We start from the raw sequence: 17,565 nt of genomic DNA, 5'->3' as shown, positions 1-17,565 counted from the left end.
GCCCCGGTCACTCCACGATCGCCATCTCGTGCGGGGTGTTGTTGAAGCGGCGCGCCCCGCCGTCCTCCGTGGCCGTGACGATGTCCTCGATGCGGACGCCGAAGCGGCCCGGCAGGTAGATCCCGGGCTCGATGGAGAAGCACATGCCGGGCACGACCGGCAGCTCCTCTCCCTCGATCATGTACGGGGGCTCGTGGGTGGTGACGCCGATGCCGTGGCCGGTGCGGTGGATGAAGTACTCGCCGTAGCCGGCGTCCGTGATGACCTTGCGGGCCGCCCGGTCGACGTCCTGGCAGGCCGCCCCGGGCCGTACGGCCTCGAAACCGGCCTGCTGGGCCTCCCGCACGAGGTCGTGGACGCGCCGCTCCTCGTCGGTGGGCGCGCCGACGTGGACGGTGCGGGTGGTGTCGGAGCCGTAGCCGTCCTTGAGGCCGCCGAAGTCGAGGACGACCATGTCGCCGCGCTCGATGGTCCGGTCGCCGGCCTCGTGGTGCGGGTCGGCGCCGTTGGGTCCGGAGCCGACGACGGTGAAGTCGACCTGGGAGTGCCCGAAGCGCAGCAGCAGCGCGGCGAGGTCGGCGGCGACGTCGGTCTCCTTCCGGCCCTCGAAGCGGACCTCGAGGATCTCGCCGTACGCCCGGTCGGCGGCGGCCCCGGCAGCGGCGATCCGGGCCAGTTCGTGGGCGTCCTTGACGCCCCGGAGCATCGGCAGGGCCTCGGTGAGGGAGACGTACGAGGTGCCGGGCAGGGCCTGCTGGAGGCCGAGGAGGTGCAGGGACCAGGCGTTGTCGCTGATGCCGAAGCGTCCGCCTGCGTCGAGGAGGGGCGCGGTGACGGCGTACGGGTCCTTGCCGTCGGTCCAGTCGCGCAGGGTGAGCGCGGCGGCTCCGGCGGAGCGCTCGGCGTCGGGGGCCTCCAGGGTGGGGACGACGAGGACCGGTTCGCGTCCGGCCGCCAGGACGAGGACGGTGAGGCGCTCGGTGATCGCGGTGGGCCGGTAGCCGGTGAGGTAGACCAGGTCGGGTCCGGGGGCGACGAGCAGGCCCGCGAGCCCGGCGCCGGCGGCGGACTCGGCGGCGCGGGCCATCCGGGCGCGGTAGTCGTCGGCGGTGAAGGGCACGGGCTCCTCGGTGGGGGCGGGGGTGCTCGGCATGAGGGGGCTCCTTCTCGGACCGCTGCGTCCCGGACGTACAGCATCCTGCCCGGCGGGGGGCTCCGCCGCGACCGGTCAGTGGCGGTCGGGGCCCTGGGCGATGAGCCGTTCCAGGAGCTCCTGGAAGTCGTCGCCGACGACGATCCGCAGGTCGCCGCGCTCCTCGTCGTGCTCGCTGAGCTGGGTGAGGCCGCCGTCGCGCCACCAGAAGACGTACGGGCTGATGGCGCCCGGGGTGTCCTCGTAGCCGGTGGCGGCGAAGGAGGCCATCGCGCCGAGGGCCGGGATGACGGAGGTGTCCCGGATGGGGTGGAAGGCGAGCTGGTGCCGGAAGGGCAGGGCGACCAGGGCGCCGTGCTCGCCGAGCGGGAGGCCGGTGACGCGCCGGGCGACCCCGTCGAGGTCGAGGACGCGGCTCGCGGTGTAGAAGGACTCCCCGAGGACGATCTCGAAGCACATGCCGTCGGCGTCGCGGACGGTCTCGTGGCCCTCGACGGGGAGGCCGCGCAGGTTGCGCAGGGCCCGGTCGCGGAGCTGCGCGTGGTTCCCGAGCCGGGCGAGGGCGTCGTCGGTGAGCATCATGACGCTCTCGGGCAGGTCGAGCGCGAGGATCTCGTACAGGCCGGGGGCGACGGTCCTGGCGTAGCCGAAGGAGCCGGCGTCGATGCCGTCACCGCTGACGACCCGGGGGTAGAGCTGGGCGCGGATCTGCTCGGGCGGCAGGGTGTCGAGCGCGGAGGGGCCGTCCATGGCGCGGACGACCAGCTCGATGTGGCGGCGGATCAGTCCGGGCCAGACGCGGGGGCCGCGCCGGTCCCGGTGGCAGACGGCGGCGAGGTTGGTGAGCCCGAAGCGGCGTCCCCGGTCGTCGACGACGTGGTCCGCGTAGACGGTGACCTCCAGGCCGAGTTCGGCGAAGGTCTCCCGGACCCGGCCGCGGAAGAGCGCGGCCTCGTTCCGGGAGAAGTACGCGAACCCGGGATCCCTCGGCGCGTCGTCGCCGTCACGCCTGGGTCCCCGCCGAAGCCAGCCCACGCCCGCCCGCCTTCCGTCGCCGTTGGGCCCAGGGTAGCGAGTGCGGGTGCCGGCCCTCTTACGGGCGGGTCAACTCGGCCGCTCCCCGGGCCGGTTCGCCGTGCCGCCGCTCAGGAGCCGTCGGGGGCGGTGAGGAGCGCGCGGGCGTAGTGGGCGAGGGAGCGGTTGTAGCGGGGCAGCAGGGGCGCGAGGGCGCCCAGGGCGAGGGAGGCGGCCTCGCGGTCGCGGCCGGTGTCGGCCAGGGCGAGGGCGAGGAAGGCGTCGACGGCTCCGGCGAGGGCCCGCTCGTCGGCGTCGAGCCGGTCGGCGGGGAGGGCCTGCTCGGCGGTGAGGAGTTCGACGGCGCGGTCGGGTCGGCCGAGGTTGCGCAGGCTGCTGGCGAGCTGGATCACGGCGCGGCGGCGGCGCGGTCCGGTGAGGCCGAGGTCGAGGGCGCGCCGGTAGTGCGCGACGGCCTCCTCGGGCAGGCCGGTGGAGTCGTGGGCGGCGCCCTGCTCGAAGAGGGCGGCGGGGTCCCCGTCCGGCCGCTCGGCGGCGAGCCCGGCCACGCGGGCACGGAAGTCGGCGGGCTCGTGCTCGTCGATGCGCTCCCAGAGCGCGGCGATCCGCCGCTCCCAGTCCTGGTCGTCGGTCATGGCTCCCACCCTAGGGGGGTGTCTCGCCGATCGTGCCGGGCGCGCGGTGTCCGGTGCCGGCCCCCGGACGGGTCCCGCCCGGGGGCCGGGGGCCGCGCACGGCCCGATCGACGAGACACCCCCGGGGGGCAGGGCCGCTCCGGCGGTACGACTCGTCGGGGCGGGCGCGGTCCCGACGTCCGCCGGGCCCTCCCCCGGCCCGCGGGGCGCTCGGATTGTTGCGTGTCCATGTCGGCCGTTCCCCCGGCGGGCGTGCCGGTTGACGCGGGTAGATTCCCGCGTACTACGTTGGGTTCCATGCCGTCCATCGCACTCGTCACCCTCGTCGTCCGTGACTACGACGAGGCCATCGCCTTCTACACCGACGCCCTCGGGTTCGACCTCGTCGAGGACACCGACCGGGGCGGCGGCACCCGCTGGGTCGTCGTCCGTCCGCCCGGCGCGGCCGGGGTCGGCGGCCTCGGGAACGCGGGCCTGCTCCTCGCCCGCGCCAAGAACGACGCCGAGGAGGCCTCGGTCGGCCACCAGACCGGCGGCCGGGTCGGCTTCTTCCTGCACACCGAGGACTTCGCCCGCGACCACGCCCGCATGACGGAGGCCGGCGTGAAGTTCCTGGAGGAGCCGCGCCACGAGCCGTACGGCTCGGTCGCCGTCTTCGAGGACCTGTACGGCAACCGCTGGGACCTCCTCCAGCCGGCGGACGCGTCCGCGTAGGCCCCGGGGCGTCCGGAGCCGGCCCCCGGACGGGCCCCCGGGGGCCGCGCCCCGCGCGCGGCCCCGCGGAAAACCGCTGTCCCGCGGCCCGTTCGGCTCCCTACACTCACGTCCCGGCGCACCGTTCGGCAGCGCCGTCAGACGTCCGTCCGAGGGGAGAGGACCGTGCGCAGCCACGCCGCCGTCGCCGTGTCCTCCTCCCGTGCCCGGTACGACGTGATCCTCGCCTCCCCGGCCGAGCGGTGGCGGCTGCGCGCCCGCCATCGCCGCCCGTGACGACCCCGCACGCCTTCCGCACCCGGTAGGCGCCCGTCGTCCGGGAATCGCGCTGCCCGTTCCACCACCGCAGCAGCGAAAGGCACGAGACCGTGCGCACCCCTGAGATCACCGCCGTCCGCAACCTCGGCATCCTGGCCCACGTCGACGCCGGCAAGACCACCGTCACCGAGCGGGTCCTGTACCTGACCGGAGCCGTCCACAAGCGGGGCGAGGTCCACGACGGCACCACCGTGACCGACTTCGACCCGCAGGAGCGGGACCGGGGCATCACGATCTTCGCGGCGGCCGTCAGCTGCGACTGGGCCGGCCACCGGATCAATCTGATCGACACGCCCGGCCACGTCGACTTCTCCGACGAGGTCGAGCGCTCGCTGCGCGTCCTCGACGGCGCGGTGGCGGTCTTCGACGCCGTCGCGGGCGTCGAACCGCAGAGCGAGACGGTGTGGCGGCAGGCCGACCGGCACGGCGTCCCGCGCCTCGCGTTCGTCAACAAGCTGGACCGGGCGGGCGCGGACCTCGACGCCGCCGTGGAGTCCATGCGCGACCGGCTCGGCACCGTGCCGCTCCCCGTCCAGCTGCCCATCGGGCGCGAGGACGGCTTCACCGGCGTCGTGGACCTGCTCCGGATGCGGGCGTACGTGTGGACCGACGGCGCCGCCGCGTACGCCGAGCGGGCCGTCCCCGACGACCTCCTCGACGAGGCCCGGCACCGCCGGCGACGGCTCGACGAGGCCGTGGCGGAGCTGCACCCGGGCGCCTTCGAGGAGTTCCTCGCCCGCGAGGAGCTGGCCGAGGAGACCCTGCGGGGCGCGCTCCGCGACCTCACCCTCGCCGGGGAGGCCGTGGTCGTGCTGTGCGGCTCGGCCTACCGCAACCGGGGCGTCGAACCCCTGCTCGACGCCGTCGTCGCCTACCTCCCGGCCCCGTCGGACATGCCGCCCGTGCGCGGCGACGTCCCGGCGGACCCGGAGGCCCCGTTCACCGCGCTCGCCTTCAAGGTGAACGCCACGGCCACCGGCCGCATGACATACGTCCGCGTCTACGCGGGCACGATCGGGAAGGGGGACACCGTGCTCGACGCGACCGGCGGACGCACCGAGCGGATCGCCCGCGTCCTGCGCGTGCAGGCGGACCGGGCGACGGAGGTCGAGGCGGCGCGCGCCGGTGACATCGTCGCCGTCGTCGGCCCGAAGTCCGCCCGCGCCGGGGCGACCCTGTGCGACCCGGCCGCGCCGGTCGTCCTCGAACCGCCGACGACCGCCGACCCGGTGGTCTCGGTCGCCGTCGAGGCCCGTCGCGCCACGGACACCGGCCGCCTCGCGACGGCCCTCGCCCGTCTGTCGGAGGAGGACCCGTCGCTCGTCGTCCGGTCCGACCCGGAGACGGGCCAGACGGTCCTGTCCGGACTGGGCGAACTGCACCTGGAGGTCGCGGTGGAGAAGCTGCGCCGCGACCGGGGCCTGGAGGTCGCGGTCGGGCGCCCGCAGGTGGCGTACCGCGAGACGGTGGCGAAGGGCGTCACCGGCCTGCTGTACCGCCACGTCAAACAGGACGGCGGCGCGGGCCAGTTCGCCCACGTCGTCATCGACGTCGAACCGCTGGAGCGTGACGGGGAGTTCGCGTTCCGCTCCACCGTCGCGGGCGGTCGCGTGCCGCGGGAGTACGTCCGCGCGGTCGAGGCCGGCTGCCGGGACGCCCTCCTGGAGGGCCCGATCGGCGGCCATCCGGTGACGGGCGTCCGGGTCACGCTCGCGGACGGCGCCACGCATCCGAAGGACTCCTCGGAGACGGCGTTCCGCACGGCGGGCAGGTTCGCGCTCCGCGAGGCGCTCCGGGCGAGCGCGATGACGCTCCTGGAGCCGGTGGCCGACGTGACGGTCACCGTCCCCGCCGAGTCCGTCGGCGCGGTCCTCGGCGACCTCGCGGCCCGCCGGGGCCGGGTCACCGACCGGACGGCCCGGGGCGGTACGGCGGTGGTGACGGCGACGGTGCCGCTGGCCGAGCTGTTCGGCTACGCGTCCCGCCTGCGGGGCCGCACCCAGGGCCGGGGCACCTTCACGACCCGCCCGGCGGGTTACGCCCCGGCGCCGGTCGCGTAGCCGGCGGACGCCCGCGCACCGGCGCGGGCGGTGACGTCCGGGCCACGGTCACCCCGTGGCCCGGACGCCTCACCCCACGGACCGCCGCCGCCTCCACGGCGCGAACGCCCACCAGCAGGCGAACAGCGCGAAGAACACGGCCAGGGCACCCGACACCACGGCCGGTATCGCCGCCCCGCCCCCGTCGACGTCCCGCGCGAGGGCGGCCACCCGGGGGTCGTCCGCCCGGTACCGGACGTCCACGGAATCCCCCACCGAGAGCGCCTTGCTGCCGCTCCCCGCCGGCAGTTCCGCCAGCACCTCCCGCCCCCCGGCCTCGAAGGAGACCAGGCAGCCGCCCGTCATGCACGGGCCGTTCGTCCGCATCGTCGCCCGGACCGGCCGGCCGTCGGCGAGGGAGCGGAGGTGCTGGGCCGCCGGATGCAGCACCAACACCGACAGCGCCCCGAAGAGCAGCGCGAGCACCAGCGAGAGCCAGAGGCTCGCACGCGGCCCCAGGGTCTCCTTGGTTCCGTTGCCCCCGCCGGTCCCGTTCGACACCGTCGTCATCCGCTCCGCCCCCTTCGTCCGTGCGCCGCCCTCGCTCACGGTAGGGCGCACGATCCGGCAGTCTCAGGGACGGCGTCGGCACTCCGGCCGCGTCATGACTGCCGGTCGTCGGCAAGGAGGTCCCGGCGCTCACCGCCGAGGGGCCCGAGGTCCAGCTCGGCCCGTACGGTCTTCCCGACCGGTACGCGGTCGAGCACGGCCCACCGCGAGGCCAGCGCCCCGACCAGGAGCAGTCCGCGCCCGCCCTCGTCGAGCGATCCCTGCTCGGCGGGGACGGGCCGCCGCTCGCCCCGGGTGTCGGAGACGTCGACGCGGAGCAGCCGCCCGGGCACGTACGAGAGCGTCAGCTCGCAGTCGCGTCCGGGCACCCGGCCGTGGGTGACGGCGTTCGCGGCGAGTTCGGCGACGAGCAGCGCGACGGTCTCGGACGTTCCGGAGCCGTACGGGACGCCCCAGCGGTCGAGCTGGAGCACGGCGAGCCGACGGGCGAACCGGGCGCCGCGCGGGGTCGAGCTGAAGCGCTGCGCGAACACACGTACGGTGACGGGCACTTCGCGGGTCACGGGGGAGGTCATGGGGCCAATGTGGCGTTGTGCGGGGAGTGTTGCCAGCTCAGAAACCCGTACGCTGCGACAGCGTACGGGTTCACCCTCTGGACCGTACCGATCACCATCCGTGACGATGGAACCGTTCCAGACGAGCGCACGGGTGCGGGAGGTGGCCGGGGTGACGGACGAGGTTCCGGAGGACGTGGCGGAGGGGTCCCAGGGGCGGGGCGAACCGGAGACGTCGGACAGCCTGAAGACGTTCGGGGCGGTGGTCAAGGCCTTCCGCAAACGGGCGGGCCTCACGCAGGAGGGGTTCGCGCCGAGGGTCGGGTACTCGCTCCAGACGGTGGCCTCGATCGAACAGGGCCGTCGTTTCCCGCCTCCCGGTTTCGTGGAGTGCGCGGAGGAGGTATTAGACGCGTTCGGGGCCATCAAGGGCGCGGCGCAGCACTTGGGCCGCAAGCCGGGCCTGGCGAAGTGGTTCCACCAGTGGGCGAAGCTGGAGCTTCTGGCGGTGACGCTCTACACGTTCGAGAACCGGTTCGTTCCGGGTCTGCTCCAGACGCCCGCGTACGCGAGGACGCTTTTCAGCGGACGCATTCCCGCACTGGACGACGACCAGATCGAAACCCTGCTATCCGCCCGAGTGGAACGGAAGAAGGCTCTCACCGAACGCCCCCACACCATCTTCAGCTTCATCGTGGAGGAGCACGTGTTGCGCCGCCTGACGGGCGGTGCGGAGGTCATGCGGGAGCAGATCGACCACATCCTCGACCTCTGCGAACGACGCAACGTGGACTTCCAGATCATGCCGCAGGCACGCGGGTACCACGTGGGTCTGGATGGCCCCATGCGTCTCCTGGAGACTCCGGAGAACAACTGGTACGCCTACTGCGAAGGGCAGGAGAGCGGCCAGCTGATCCCTGACCCCAAAGTGGTCAGCATCCTCCAGAAGCGATATGCCAGGATGCGGGCACAGGCTCTGTCCGTGGAGGACTCCGCGAGCCTGCTGCGGGAGATCCGAGGAGCACTATGAGCACCACAGACCTGGCCTGGTTCAAAAGCAGCTACAGCGGCAGCAGCGGCGACGACTGCGTCGAAGTAGCCCTCTCCTGGCACAAGTCGAGCTACAGCAGCAGCGGTGACGGCGACTGCGTCGAGGTCGCCCCCTGCCCCTCCACCGTCCACGTCCGCGACTCCAAGAACGTCACCGGTCCTCAGCTCGCGCTCTCCCCCGCCGCCTGGACCTCGTTCCTGACCCGGCTGAGCTGAAGGACGTCACCATGAGCACGACCCCGGCCGACTACCTCTCCGGCCTCTTCTCTCTCGACGGGCGCACTGCCCTCGTCACGGGAGGCAGTTCCGGTATCGGCCGGGCCATCGCGGGGGCGCTGGCGCGCGCCGGGGCGAAGGTGGTCGTGCTCGCGCGCAAGGAGGCGGACCTCGTCGCGACCGTGGACGAGCTGACGGCCGACGGCTGCCGGGCCGCCTGGGTGAGCGCGGACCTGAGCACCCGGGAGGGCATCAGGGCCGGGGCCGAGGAGGCGGCGGCCGTGTTCGGGGAGCCGGACATCCTGGTGAACTCGGCGGGGATCAACCTCCGCCCGCCGCTGGGCGAGCTGGGCGAGGACGTCTGGGACGTGACGATGACCGTGAACCTGGAGGCGCCCTTCCTGCTCGGTCAGCGGTTCGGGCCCGGAATGGCCGAGCGCGGCTTCGGGCGGCTCATCCACGTGACCTCGCAGCAGGCGCACCGCGCGTTCGTGCAGAGCGGGGCGTACGGGGTGTCGAAGGGCGGTCTGGAGTCGCTGGCCCGCTCGCAGGCGGAGGCGTGGTCGGCGTACGGGGTCACGGCGAACACGCTCGTGCCCGGGGTCGTCCTGACCCCGCTGAACGAGCGGCTGGCCTCCGACCCGGAGAAGGTCGCCGCGCTGGCCGCCCGCACGATGGTCGGCCGCAACGGGCTCGCGGAGGACTTCGCGGGCGCGGCCGTCTTCCTGGCGAGCACGGCCTCCGCGTACGTCACGGGGCACTCCCTCTTCGTGGACGGCGGGCTGTCCGTCCACTGAGCGGGGCCACTCCTCAGTCGTCGGCCGGGCCCGCGACCAGCACATCGGCGTCGGCCGGGTGCCGCACGTCCAGCGGGCGGTCGAAGGCGCTGAACGTGGTGGTGGTCCGGTGCGTGGGGCCCTCGTAGTCGACCTTGAGGATGTACGGCTCGCCCTCGGTGGCGACGTAGAAGGTGTAGGTGCCGCCCTCCTCCGCCTTGTCGTTCACGACCAGGGGGACGGCGGGGGTGTCGCCGATCTTGGTCCGCCCGCCCTTGACGGCGGTGCCGAAGGAGGCGAACTCGCGGGTGCAGGCGGTCGGTCCGTCCTCGGCCGTCTCCTTGCCGACGGGGGCTTTGCGCCAGAGGTCCGGCTTCCCCGGCCTGGCCGTCCTCGGGCTGGTCGTCTCCCTCTCGGGGCCCTTGAGGGAGGCGCGGTCGACGCGGGCGTAGGCCGTGTCCCCGAGCCGGATCTGTTCGTAGGTCCCGCTGTTGGTCCAGGTCACCCTGGACGTGCACATGTCCTTGAGGTCGGTCGTCATGCGGCCGGTCTGACGGGCGCCGGTGGCGACCCCGGTGTGGGTCCAGTCGACGGTCACGGAGGTGAGCGCCTTCATCGTCTCGTTCGCGCGGTCGAGCAGTTCCCCGGCGGAGGGCTCCGGCGGGGCCGCGTCGTCCGAGCAGCCGGCCAGGGCGGCACCCGTCACCACGCACAGCAGCGCGGCCGTCACAGCGGTCGATGTCGTTCGCACGAGCCCCCCAGGAGAATACGAGCGGCTCAAGGTAGCAGCGCGGTTCGGGCCCGCGGGAGGTGCGCGGCGGGCCTCGTCCTTCGGGCATGATCGGGGGGAGGGAGGCGGCGCGGGGGCGCCCCTCCGGAACGCCGACGGGGGGCACGGCATGGAGTGGGGGACGCTGGTCGCCACGCTGGGCGGCGGTCTGATCGCGATGGCGGGCACGGTCCTCGCCGACCGCCTGCGCACCGGGCAGGAGCACCGGCGCGGCCTTCAGGAGCGCCGCCGGGACGTCTACACGGAGTTCATCGCGGCGGCGGGCGCGGCCCACACCGAGCTGCGGCGGCTGGCGCAGCTCGGTGCCGGGGCGGACGGTGCCGGAGGGCACGGTCTGGAGGAGGCGAGCCGGTCGGCGCTGACGGACGCCCGGGTCTACGAGGTGCGCGAACGCCTCTTCCTCGACGGCAGTGCCGGGGTCACGGGGGCGGGCCAGACCATGTTCGAGCACCTGCGCGCCCTGCGGAGGGCGGTCGCCGGGGGCGCCGGGATCGCGGACCCCGCCTTCCACGACGTCTACCACCCCTACCTGGACGCCGTCTGGGCCTACCGCGAGGCCGTCCGCGACGAGTTGGAGGGGAGCCCCCTCGCCCCGGCCGACTTCGGCTGGTCCGCGTGGGACGGCCGCGAGCGCTGCCCGCACTGCGCGGGGCGTACGGATCGGGTCGGCCGCCCGAGGCTCTAGGCCGGTCGCCCGGGGCTTCAGGCCGGTCGCCTGAGGCTCTCGTAGACGCGGGCGAAACCCTCCGCCCCGTGGCCCGCGTCGATCTGACGCCGAATCAGCCCTTGGACCATGGCGACCGCCTCGGTGCCGACGCCCTGCGCGGAGCCGGCGGCCAGGATGTCGCCGAGGTCGGAGAACTCCAGGCTCTGCTGTCCCTCCATGGTGTAGTCCCCGCCGTCGATCACCTCGGCGTACTCCTGGAAGGAGCCGGTCATCGCGGTCAGCCAGGGCGCGGCCCTGGAGGCGAACTCGCGCGCCGACACCCCGGCCGGCGCGACCATGGCGGCGCCCTGCATGAACCCGGCGAACATGACGTACATGCCCGCGAGCAGGGCGAGGTCGTACAGGGAGGCGAGGCCGGCGTCCTCGCCGAAGTGGTCGCCGGTCCCCCACAGGCCGAGCAGCGCCTCGTACCGCTGGAAGACCTCGGCCGATCCGCTGTAGAGGACCGAGGAGTCGGGCCCGCCGATCATGTCCGGCACGGCCATGATCCCGCCGTCCAGGTAGGCGATCCCGGCCCGGTCGGCCCAGGCGGCCAGCTCGCGCGACTGCTCGGGGGACGTCGTGGTCACGTTGACCAGGGCCCGCCCGGCCAGGTCGCCGGAGAGCGGATCGAGCACCTCGTGGACCGACGCGTGGTCGAGGAGGCAGACGACCACCAGCTCTCCGGCCCGGACCGCGTCGCCGGCCGTGGCGGCGGCCCGCGCGCCGAGGGCGACGAGGCCGTCCGCCTTCCCCGGCGACCGGTTCCAGACCGTCGTCGTGTGTCCGGCCTTCACCAGGGCGGCCGCGAGCGCGCCGCCCATCGCTCCCAGTCCGAGCACGCTCACCCGGACGCTGCCGCTGCCATCACCGCTGCCGTTGCCGCTGCCGTCGGTCGTCATCTTCGGGGCTCCCTCTCGTGTTCCTCGTTCGCCTTCGATCCTCCGCGCCGCCGGTAGGGTTGACCAGTACGGACTAATTAGTGGGGTACTCACCCCGAGGTAAGTACGGTGCGAGGGAGGGCTGATGGCGGCATCGGCACGACGCGGTCCCTACTTCTGCGGGATCGACGCGGCGATGGACGTGGTCACCGGCAAGTGGAAGTCGCTGATCCTCTGGGAGCTGGAACACCACGGGGTCCGCCGCTTCACCGAACTCCGGCGCGGCCTGCCGGGCGTCAGCGAGAAGATGCTGGTTCAGCACCTGCGGGAGATGGAGGAGGACGGGCTCGTGCACCGCGAGGTGTACCCCGAGGTGCCGCCGAAGGTGGAGTACTCCCTGACCGAGCACGGCGTCTCGCTCAACGCCGCCCTGGACTCCCTCGGCAAGTGGGGCACCGAGCGGATGCGGCGGATCGGCGCGGAGAAGGTCTCCGTCGACGCCGGGTAGGCCCCGGCGGCGGAGGCGTGTCCCCTTATTCGGTGGAGCCGTCGCGGCGGTGCTGACAGGGTGAGCCGCATGCCGTCGCACCCCGCCGAGGAGCAGCTGCGTCACCTGCACGCCTCGCTCCGGCTCCGCAAGCGCCCGGAGGACATCGCCCATCTGGTCCAGGAACTGTTCACCGCCCTGCGGATCACGCCCGATCCCGCGACCGCGACCGCTCTGGAGAAGGCCGCCGCGCACGCGCTGAGCAAGGTGTGGCACGGATACACCTCCATGCGGGAGGACTTCGCCCGTCCCGTCGGCGCCCGGCGCCAACTCGGCCGCGCCGCGGCCCTCTTCCCCTCGCTGCCCCCGCTCCCCGGGGACGCCGGCGACGATCCCGCCCGGATCGAGGCCGTGATCCGGCGGGCCGGCGAGGAGATAGGCCGGGAGTACGGGGAGAACGACTTCGGCATGGACCGGCTGAACCGGGCGGAGCGCACCGAGGCCGGGATCGGCGAGCTGTCCAAACGTCAGTACAACAAGCGTTTCCGGCTGCTGCGGCGGATGGAGGCCAAGCTGGCCCGGCTCCTCCACGAGCAGCGCCGCCGCGAGGTCGTCGTCACCGGCAAGGGCGCGCTCGCGCACACCCTGTCGTACGAGGAGTTCGCGGGCGATCCGGACACGGCGGCCTTCGTCGCCTACCTCACGGCCCGCGGGTACATGCGCAGCGTCTTCACGAACGGCCGGCAGCGCAGGCCGTACGACGAGGTGGCGGACGCGCTGTTCCAGCGGCTGCGGGCGGCGGAGGAGCGGACGAACTGGTACGCGGTGGCGCACGTGCACCCCGTCCCCGAGGTCCTCGGGCACCTGTCGGACGACGAGCTGGTCCGGCTCCTGGTCCGCTGGAACCGTTTCCTGCGCGAGGTGGCCGAACTCCTCGAAGACGCGTGGAACCGCTCCTCCTCCATCGAGCCCGCGAGCATGGTCGTGCGCCCGGGGCACGACTCCTCCACGTGGAACCAGGCGGCCCAGGCCTGGAGCACCGCGCGGGCCCACTGGTTCGCCCTGATGACGGAGCTGGGGCAGGAGGAGGTCCTGGACCGGGTGTGTCCGGGCAAGGTCCCGCGGCTGATGGCGGCGGACGTGGCGTACTGGCACCGCAGGAGCGGCGGGGGCCTGCACCCCGACACGCACGTGTGGGCGGACCTGCCACGACCCTGGCAGGTCCTCCGGGGCGAGGAGGAGTGCCCGCGCTCGCTGGTCGAGACGGTCTGCGCGCGGTACGGCGTGGATCCGGTGGCGGGCGGCTGGACGGCCCCCCGGCCGGTGGCGGAGCCCGCCCCGTTCCGCCGTACACCGGAACTCGTCCACGGCGTGGCCGTCGCCGACCCGCTGGTGGCGAGCGCCCTGCGGTCGGCCGGGGTCTTCTCGGGCAAGGGGCAGCGGGCAGCGGCGGCCGAATGGCTGTGACGGGCCGGTCGGGCCGGTCAGGCCGGTCAGGCCGGTCAGACCGGTCAAGCCGGTCAGGCCGGTCAGGGTGTTCGCGACGGTCGGACCGGCGGCGGTGGCCGGGCCGGTCCCGGCGGCGTTAATCGTTTGCCCCGGTCGTCCGTCCGGACGGATGATCGGGGCGGCGGCGAGGAAGCTCTGCGGAGGAGCGCCCGGCTCGATCTCCGGGTGGACGCAGGTTCGAATCCTGTCCTTGCCGCCGCTTCTCTTTCCTGCCCCGGGGTGACCGTTCCGTGACGTGCGGGAAGGCAACCTGCGCCCCGGCCGGGAGGTCATGTGATCGTGATCAGACGCCTTGCGCGCATCGCCGCGCTCCCCGCCGTCCTCCTTCTGCTCACCGCGTGCAGCGGTGGCGACGACGGGGACGCGCACGCGAAAGCACAGCCGTCGCGGCACCCGGTCTTCGACCAACCGCTCGACCGCCAGGTCTTCCTGGCCCTGCGCGAGACGCAGAAGTCGGGCAGCGCGAGCTTCACGCAGACGGTGTCCTTCGGGTCCGCGAAGGGCACGGCCGTACAGACGCTGAGCGGCAGGCTGGACTTCACGGAGGGGGCGGGCGAGGCCGCCGTGCGGTGGCAGGTGCCGGAGAAGTACTCCGCCGCGGCGAAGGGGACGCTCCTCGGCATCACCCCCGGCGGGACGGCGGGGGCGGGTTCCGGCAGGTTCGTCGTCGACCGGCAGCAGATCCACTACCGCGCCGCTTCCGCGGGCTACTGGCTCCGGTACGGGAGCGCCGACACCCTCTCCGTGGGGGACGGCAACGACCCGATCGGCCACCTGCGGGGCTCCGAGAGCCCGGTCGGCGGCACCCTCCTGGAAGGCGTGGGCGGCTCGGACGCGAAGGCGCAGCAGAGCGGGCCCGCGGGCGGCCGTACGTACAGGACGGAGATGCCCTTCTCGACGGGGTGGACGATGTTCCCCGCGGACCTCCGCAAGGAACTGGCCGCCGAAATGGGCACCAACGCCCTCCAGGCCGGCTTCCCCCTGACCGTGTCCGTGGATCCGCGGGGCCGGATCACCCACGGCCGGGCGGACATGTCGCGGCTCCTGAGGAAGAGCGGCGCCCTCGCCGACGTGACCTCGCTGACGATGGACCTCACCCTCACCGGGTTCGGCTCGTCGAAGCCGGCCGGGGCTCCCACGGAGAGCGTCCGCAAGGCCGCCGAGGCCGTGCTGCCCATGCGCGACGTGAAGAACGGCGGCTGCGTCGACTTCGACACCGGTCGGCGTGCGGCGCACGTGGTCGCGGGCGTGCCCTGCTCCGGACCGTACGACGCCCGTGTCTTCATCCGGCTTCCCCTGCGACCGGGTGCCACGGCGGCGGAGACCCAGGAACGGGCCGACATCGCCTGCGGGCTCGCCCACGACGCGGTCAGGCCTGCGTGGGTGCCGAAGAAGGCGGAGATCTGGTCCTGGTGGACACCCGGTCACGCGTCGGGGCCGGGGGGCAAGGACCTGGTGACCTGCTACCTGACCACGAAGCGGGGCGAGTCCCAGGACGGGTGAGAGGGGAACGGCCCCCACGGCCCGCACCCCGGGCGCCCTCCCGTTTCCTCCGCCCTCTCGGGGCGGGCGGCGCGGGAGGGTGCCCGGCACCCTCTCAGCCCTCCACCGGCTCCAGCCGCAGCGAGATCGAGTTGATGCAGTACCGCTGGTCCGTCGGGGTCGGGTAGCCCTCGCCCTCGAAGACGTGGCCCAGGTGGGAGCCGCAGCGGGAGCAGCGGACCTCGGTGCGGACCATGCCGTGGGAGCGGTCCTCGATCAGCTCGACCGCGTCGGAGTCCTTCGGGTCGTAGAAGGACGGCCAGCCGCAGTGCGACGAGAACTTCTCGTTCGAGGTGAACAGCTCCGCGCCGCACGCCCGGCAGGAGTAGACGCCCTTGGTGGTGGTGTCGGTGTACTCGCCGCGGAAGGCGGGCTCGGTGCCCGCCTGGCGCAGCACCTGGTACTCCGCCGGGCTCAGCTCCGCACGCCACTGCTCGTCCGGCTTCTCGACGTCGTACGCCATGGGCTCGCTCCCTCTGCTCCGTGCTACTTCGACAGGTGGTCCAGGATGCGCGGGCCGAGGTCCGTGACGTCGCCCGCCCCCATGGTGAGAACGAGGTCGCCGGGTCCGGCCATTCCCTCGACGATCTCGGGCACGGCCCCCTTGTTGTGGACGGGCGTCACGTCGGCGCCGGCCTTGCGCGCGGCCTCGACGATCAGCTCGCTGGTGACGCCCGGGATCGGGTCCTCGCGGGCCGGGTAGATGTCGAGGACGACGGAGGCGTCCGCGAGGGCCAGCGCGTCGCCCATCTCCTTGCCCAGCTCCTGGGTGCGGGAGAACAGGTGCGGCTGGAAGACCACGAGGAGCCGGGAGTCGCCGGCGGCGCCCCGCATGGCCTCCAGGTCGGCGGTCATCTCGGTGGGGTGGTGCGCGTACGAGTCGATGACCTGCACGCCCTTCGCCTCGCCCTTGAGCTGGAGGCGGCGGCCGACGCCCGTGTAGGCGGTGAGGGCCTGCGCCAGTTCGGCCGGGTCGATGCCGACGCGGGCGCCGGCGGCGAGCGCGGCGGCGGCGTTGTGGGCGTAGTGGCGGCCGGGGACCGAGACGGTGAAGGTGTGCTCGGCGCCGTCGAGGGCGACGGTCACCTCGCTCTTCATGCCGTTCGGGACGATCTTCAGGATGCGCGCGTCGGAGTCCTCGGACTCGCCGACCGTGACGACGTCCAGGCCCTCGCGGTCCGCGACCCGGCGGGCCAGCTCGCGGGCGCCCGCGTGCTCGCCGACGACGAGGGTGCCGCCGGGGCGGATCTTGGCGGTGAAGGCCTCGAAGGACTCGTAGATCTCGTCCATGGAGGCGTAGTTCGCGTGGTGGTCCAGCTCGACGTTGAGGACGATCGCGACCTCGGGGTCGTACTTCTGGAAGCTGCGGTCGCTCTCGTCGGCCTCGGCGACGAAGACCTCGCCGTCGCCGTGCAGCGCGTTGGTGCCGGGGCCCGCCAGGTCGCCGCCGATGGCGTACGAGGGGTCGAGGCCGAGGTGGGTGAGGGCGACGGCCAGCATGGAGGTGGTCGTCGTCTTGCCGTGCGTGCCGGCGACCGCGATCGCGCGCAGGCCGTCCATGAGGGAGGCGAGGGCGTCGGAGCGGTGCACGACCGGGACGCCGAGTTCGGCGGCGCGGGCCAGCTCGGGGTTGTCGGCGCGGATGGCGCTGGAGACGACCACGGCGGAGGCGTCGTCGGCCAGGTGCTCGGCCGCGTGGCCGATGTGCACGGTGACGCCGAGGGCGCGCAGGGCCTCGGCGGTCGCGGACTCCTTGGCGTCGCTGCCGGCGACCTTGGCGCCGCGCTGGGCCAGGATCTTGGCGATGCCCGACATCCCGGCACCGCCGATGCCGATGAAGTGCGGCCGTTCCATGGCGGCGGGAATGGCGGGTGCCATGTGGATCTCTCCCCGAGACGTTTCGTGAGTGTTCGATGCGTACGCAGGTGCGTACGCACCTGGTGTCCCCCAGCCTAGTGGCTGGCTCCGGGCCCGCCCGGCAGGGCACAGCCCGGCCCGCGCCCCCTGCACGGAGCGCGGGCCAGGCCGTCACCGCGCGGTCACCCGCTGTGCGCGAAGAGCTTGAGCACCGGGACGCCCACCTTGTGGCGGGCCCGGGAGGCCCAGTCGCGGTGGAAGAACTCCTCCACGTAGTGCGGCGCGGTGAGGACGATCACCTCGTCCGCCCCCGCCTCCTCGACGACCGCCCTCATCCGGTCGAGCGGGTGGTCCTCGACGACCTGGCCGACCGCCTCGCAGCCGGCGTCCCTCAGGGCCCGGAGGGAGTGCTCCAGGGCCTGCTCGGCGGGGGGACGGGCCTCCCTGCCCTCCGGTTCCTCGCCCTCGCGGGCCGCTTCCTTCAGCTCGCCCATGGCCACGTCGTCGATGGCACGCAGCAGTACATCGGCCTGGTCACCGCGCGGCTGCATCAGAACGATGAAGGACACGCCCTCGTCGCCGTGCAGCGTGGTGACGAATTCCACGTCCACGGACGTCAGCGGCTTCTCGATCATCAGAACGCTTGTGAACACCTCGGGAGCCCTTCTGCGGAAACCATCCTTCCCCGTGTTCGCACGGGGTCTGCGACAGTAAGTGTGCCCAGCGGACGGTA

General features: G+C 73.5%; 19 protein-coding genes and 1 tRNA gene. 10 read left to right on the top strand and 10 right to left on the bottom strand.

Annotated features, from left to right (window positions below):
• Positions 1-7 precede the first annotated feature (7 nt).
• The 3 genes from ACIQKA_RS27760 to ACIQKA_RS27750 form a co-directional block, all read right to left on the bottom strand.
• Positions 8-1,153, bottom strand: coding sequence for a M24 family metallopeptidase (locus ACIQKA_RS27760; RefSeq protein WP_391096345.1), 1,146 nt, complete (start codon positions 1,151-1,153; stop codon positions 8-10).
• A 75-nt stretch (positions 1,154-1,228) separates the two neighbouring features.
• A complete protein-coding gene (locus tag ACIQKA_RS27755; RefSeq protein WP_383432594.1) occupies positions 1,229-2,188 on the bottom strand; it encodes a hypothetical protein in 960 nt (319 codons plus the stop codon).
• A 110-nt stretch (positions 2,189-2,298) separates the two neighbouring features.
• Complete coding sequence (locus ACIQKA_RS27750) at positions 2,299-2,823, bottom strand: tetratricopeptide repeat protein (RefSeq protein WP_383432596.1); 525 nt, start codon at positions 2,821-2,823, stop codon at positions 2,299-2,301.
• 297 nt (positions 2,824-3,120) lie between these two features.
• Between ACIQKA_RS27750 and ACIQKA_RS27745 the strand changes: the two genes are divergently transcribed.
• Together ACIQKA_RS27745 and fusA are read left to right on the top strand one after the other, a co-directional pair.
• Complete coding sequence (locus ACIQKA_RS27745) at positions 3,121-3,537, top strand: VOC family protein (protein ID WP_383150958.1); 417 nt, start codon at positions 3,121-3,123, stop codon at positions 3,535-3,537.
• Between the two features lie 368 nt (positions 3,538-3,905).
• Positions 3,906-5,915, top strand: coding sequence for an elongation factor G (gene fusA, locus ACIQKA_RS27740; protein WP_402542749.1), 2,010 nt, complete (start codon positions 3,906-3,908; stop codon positions 5,913-5,915).
• A gap of 69 nt (positions 5,916-5,984) precedes the next feature.
• Here the strand turns inward: fusA and ACIQKA_RS27735 are convergent, their stop codons facing one another.
• Positions 5,985-6,464 (bottom strand): hypothetical protein, encoded by a 480-nt coding sequence (locus ACIQKA_RS27735; protein ID WP_402542748.1) that lies wholly within the window; start codon positions 6,462-6,464, stop codon positions 5,985-5,987.
• 92 nt (positions 6,465-6,556) lie between these two features.
• On the bottom strand, positions 6,557-7,039 hold the full coding sequence (locus tag ACIQKA_RS27730; RefSeq protein WP_402542747.1) for an ATP-binding protein: 483 nt from the start codon (positions 7,037-7,039) through the stop codon (positions 6,557-6,559).
• Positions 7,040-7,145: 106 nt separating this feature from the next.
• Here ACIQKA_RS27730 and ACIQKA_RS27725 point away from each other — a divergent pair, with 106 nt between their 5' ends.
• Genes ACIQKA_RS27725 through ACIQKA_RS27715 form a run of 3 tightly spaced genes read left to right on the top strand, consistent with a single transcriptional unit; the run spans position 7,146 to position 9,081 of the window.
• Positions 7,146-8,048, top strand: a complete 903-nt coding sequence (locus ACIQKA_RS27725) for a Scr1 family TA system antitoxin-like transcriptional regulator (protein WP_402542746.1) — start codon at positions 7,146-7,148, stop codon at positions 8,046-8,048.
• Positions 8,045-8,284 carry a DUF397 domain-containing protein gene (locus ACIQKA_RS27720; protein WP_402542745.1) on the top strand — a complete coding sequence of 80 codons (240 nt, stop codon included), beginning with the start codon at positions 8,045-8,047 and terminating at the stop codon, positions 8,282-8,284. Before ACIQKA_RS27725 ends, ACIQKA_RS27720 begins: the two co-directional genes overlap by 4 nt.
• Positions 8,285-8,295: 11 nt before the next feature.
• Entirely contained in the window at positions 8,296-9,081 is a 786-nt protein-coding gene (locus tag ACIQKA_RS27715; RefSeq protein WP_383150953.1) for an SDR family NAD(P)-dependent oxidoreductase, read from the top strand.
• Positions 9,082-9,094: 13 nt separating this feature from the next.
• On the opposite strand, the gene ACIQKA_RS27710 is transcribed toward ACIQKA_RS27715, so the two are convergent.
• Positions 9,095-9,811, bottom strand: a complete 717-nt coding sequence (locus tag ACIQKA_RS27710; protein ID WP_402542744.1) for a hypothetical protein — start codon at positions 9,809-9,811, stop codon at positions 9,095-9,097.
• Positions 9,812-9,959: 148 nt separating this feature from the next.
• On the opposite strand from ACIQKA_RS27710, the gene ACIQKA_RS27705 reads away from it, so the two are divergent.
• Positions 9,960-10,535, top strand: coding sequence for a CchlQ (locus ACIQKA_RS27705; RefSeq protein WP_391096351.1), 576 nt, complete (start codon positions 9,960-9,962; stop codon positions 10,533-10,535).
• 17 nt (positions 10,536-10,552) lie between these two features.
• Here ACIQKA_RS27705 and ACIQKA_RS27700 read toward each other — a convergent pair whose 3' ends face one another.
• On the bottom strand, positions 10,553-11,458 hold the full coding sequence (locus ACIQKA_RS27700; protein ID WP_402542743.1) for an NAD(P)-dependent oxidoreductase: 906 nt from the start codon (positions 11,456-11,458) through the stop codon (positions 10,553-10,555).
• Positions 11,459-11,582: 124 nt separating this feature from the next.
• On the opposite strand from ACIQKA_RS27700, the gene ACIQKA_RS27695 reads away from it, so the two are divergent.
• The 4 genes from ACIQKA_RS27695 to ACIQKA_RS27680 all read left to right on the top strand — a co-directional run bounded on the left by ACIQKA_RS27695 (position 11,583) and on the right by ACIQKA_RS27680 (position 14,936).
• On the top strand, positions 11,583-11,945 hold the full coding sequence (locus tag ACIQKA_RS27695; protein ID WP_391096354.1) for a winged helix-turn-helix transcriptional regulator: 363 nt from the start codon (positions 11,583-11,585) through the stop codon (positions 11,943-11,945).
• A 69-nt stretch (positions 11,946-12,014) separates the two neighbouring features.
• Positions 12,015-13,391 carry a hypothetical protein gene (locus ACIQKA_RS27690; RefSeq protein WP_402542742.1) on the top strand — a complete coding sequence of 459 codons (1,377 nt, stop codon included), beginning with the start codon at positions 12,015-12,017 and terminating at the stop codon, positions 13,389-13,391.
• A 165-nt stretch (positions 13,392-13,556) separates the two neighbouring features.
• Positions 13,557-13,629, top strand: a tRNA-Ser gene (locus ACIQKA_RS27685).
• A gap of 83 nt (positions 13,630-13,712) precedes the next feature.
• Positions 13,713-14,936 carry a hypothetical protein gene (locus ACIQKA_RS27680; RefSeq protein WP_391096356.1) on the top strand — a complete coding sequence of 408 codons (1,224 nt, stop codon included), beginning with the start codon at positions 13,713-13,715 and terminating at the stop codon, positions 14,934-14,936.
• Between the two features lie 94 nt (positions 14,937-15,030).
• Here the strand turns inward: ACIQKA_RS27680 and msrB are convergent, their stop codons facing one another.
• From msrB to ACIQKA_RS27665, 3 genes are all read right to left on the bottom strand, one after another.
• A complete protein-coding gene (gene msrB / locus ACIQKA_RS27675) occupies positions 15,031-15,438 on the bottom strand; it encodes a peptide-methionine (R)-S-oxide reductase MsrB (protein ID WP_376231996.1) in 408 nt (135 codons plus the stop codon).
• Between the two features lie 23 nt (positions 15,439-15,461).
• Entirely contained in the window at positions 15,462-16,853 is a 1,392-nt protein-coding gene (gene murC / locus ACIQKA_RS27670) for a UDP-N-acetylmuramate--L-alanine ligase (RefSeq protein ID WP_383150947.1), read from the bottom strand.
• Between the two features lie 161 nt (positions 16,854-17,014).
• On the bottom strand, positions 17,015-17,485 hold the full coding sequence (locus tag ACIQKA_RS27665) for an indole-3-glycerol phosphate synthase (protein ID WP_383444398.1): 471 nt from the start codon (positions 17,483-17,485) through the stop codon (positions 17,015-17,017).
• Positions 17,486-17,565: the final 80 nt, after the last annotated feature.

This window comes from Streptomyces sp. NPDC092045 (assembly GCF_044756005.1).
Lineage (GTDB): Bacteria > Actinomycetota > Actinomycetes > Streptomycetales > Streptomycetaceae > Streptomyces.
The sequence above is the reverse complement of the archived record's forward strand: the minus strand, read 5'-3'. Positions and strand labels throughout refer to the sequence as shown.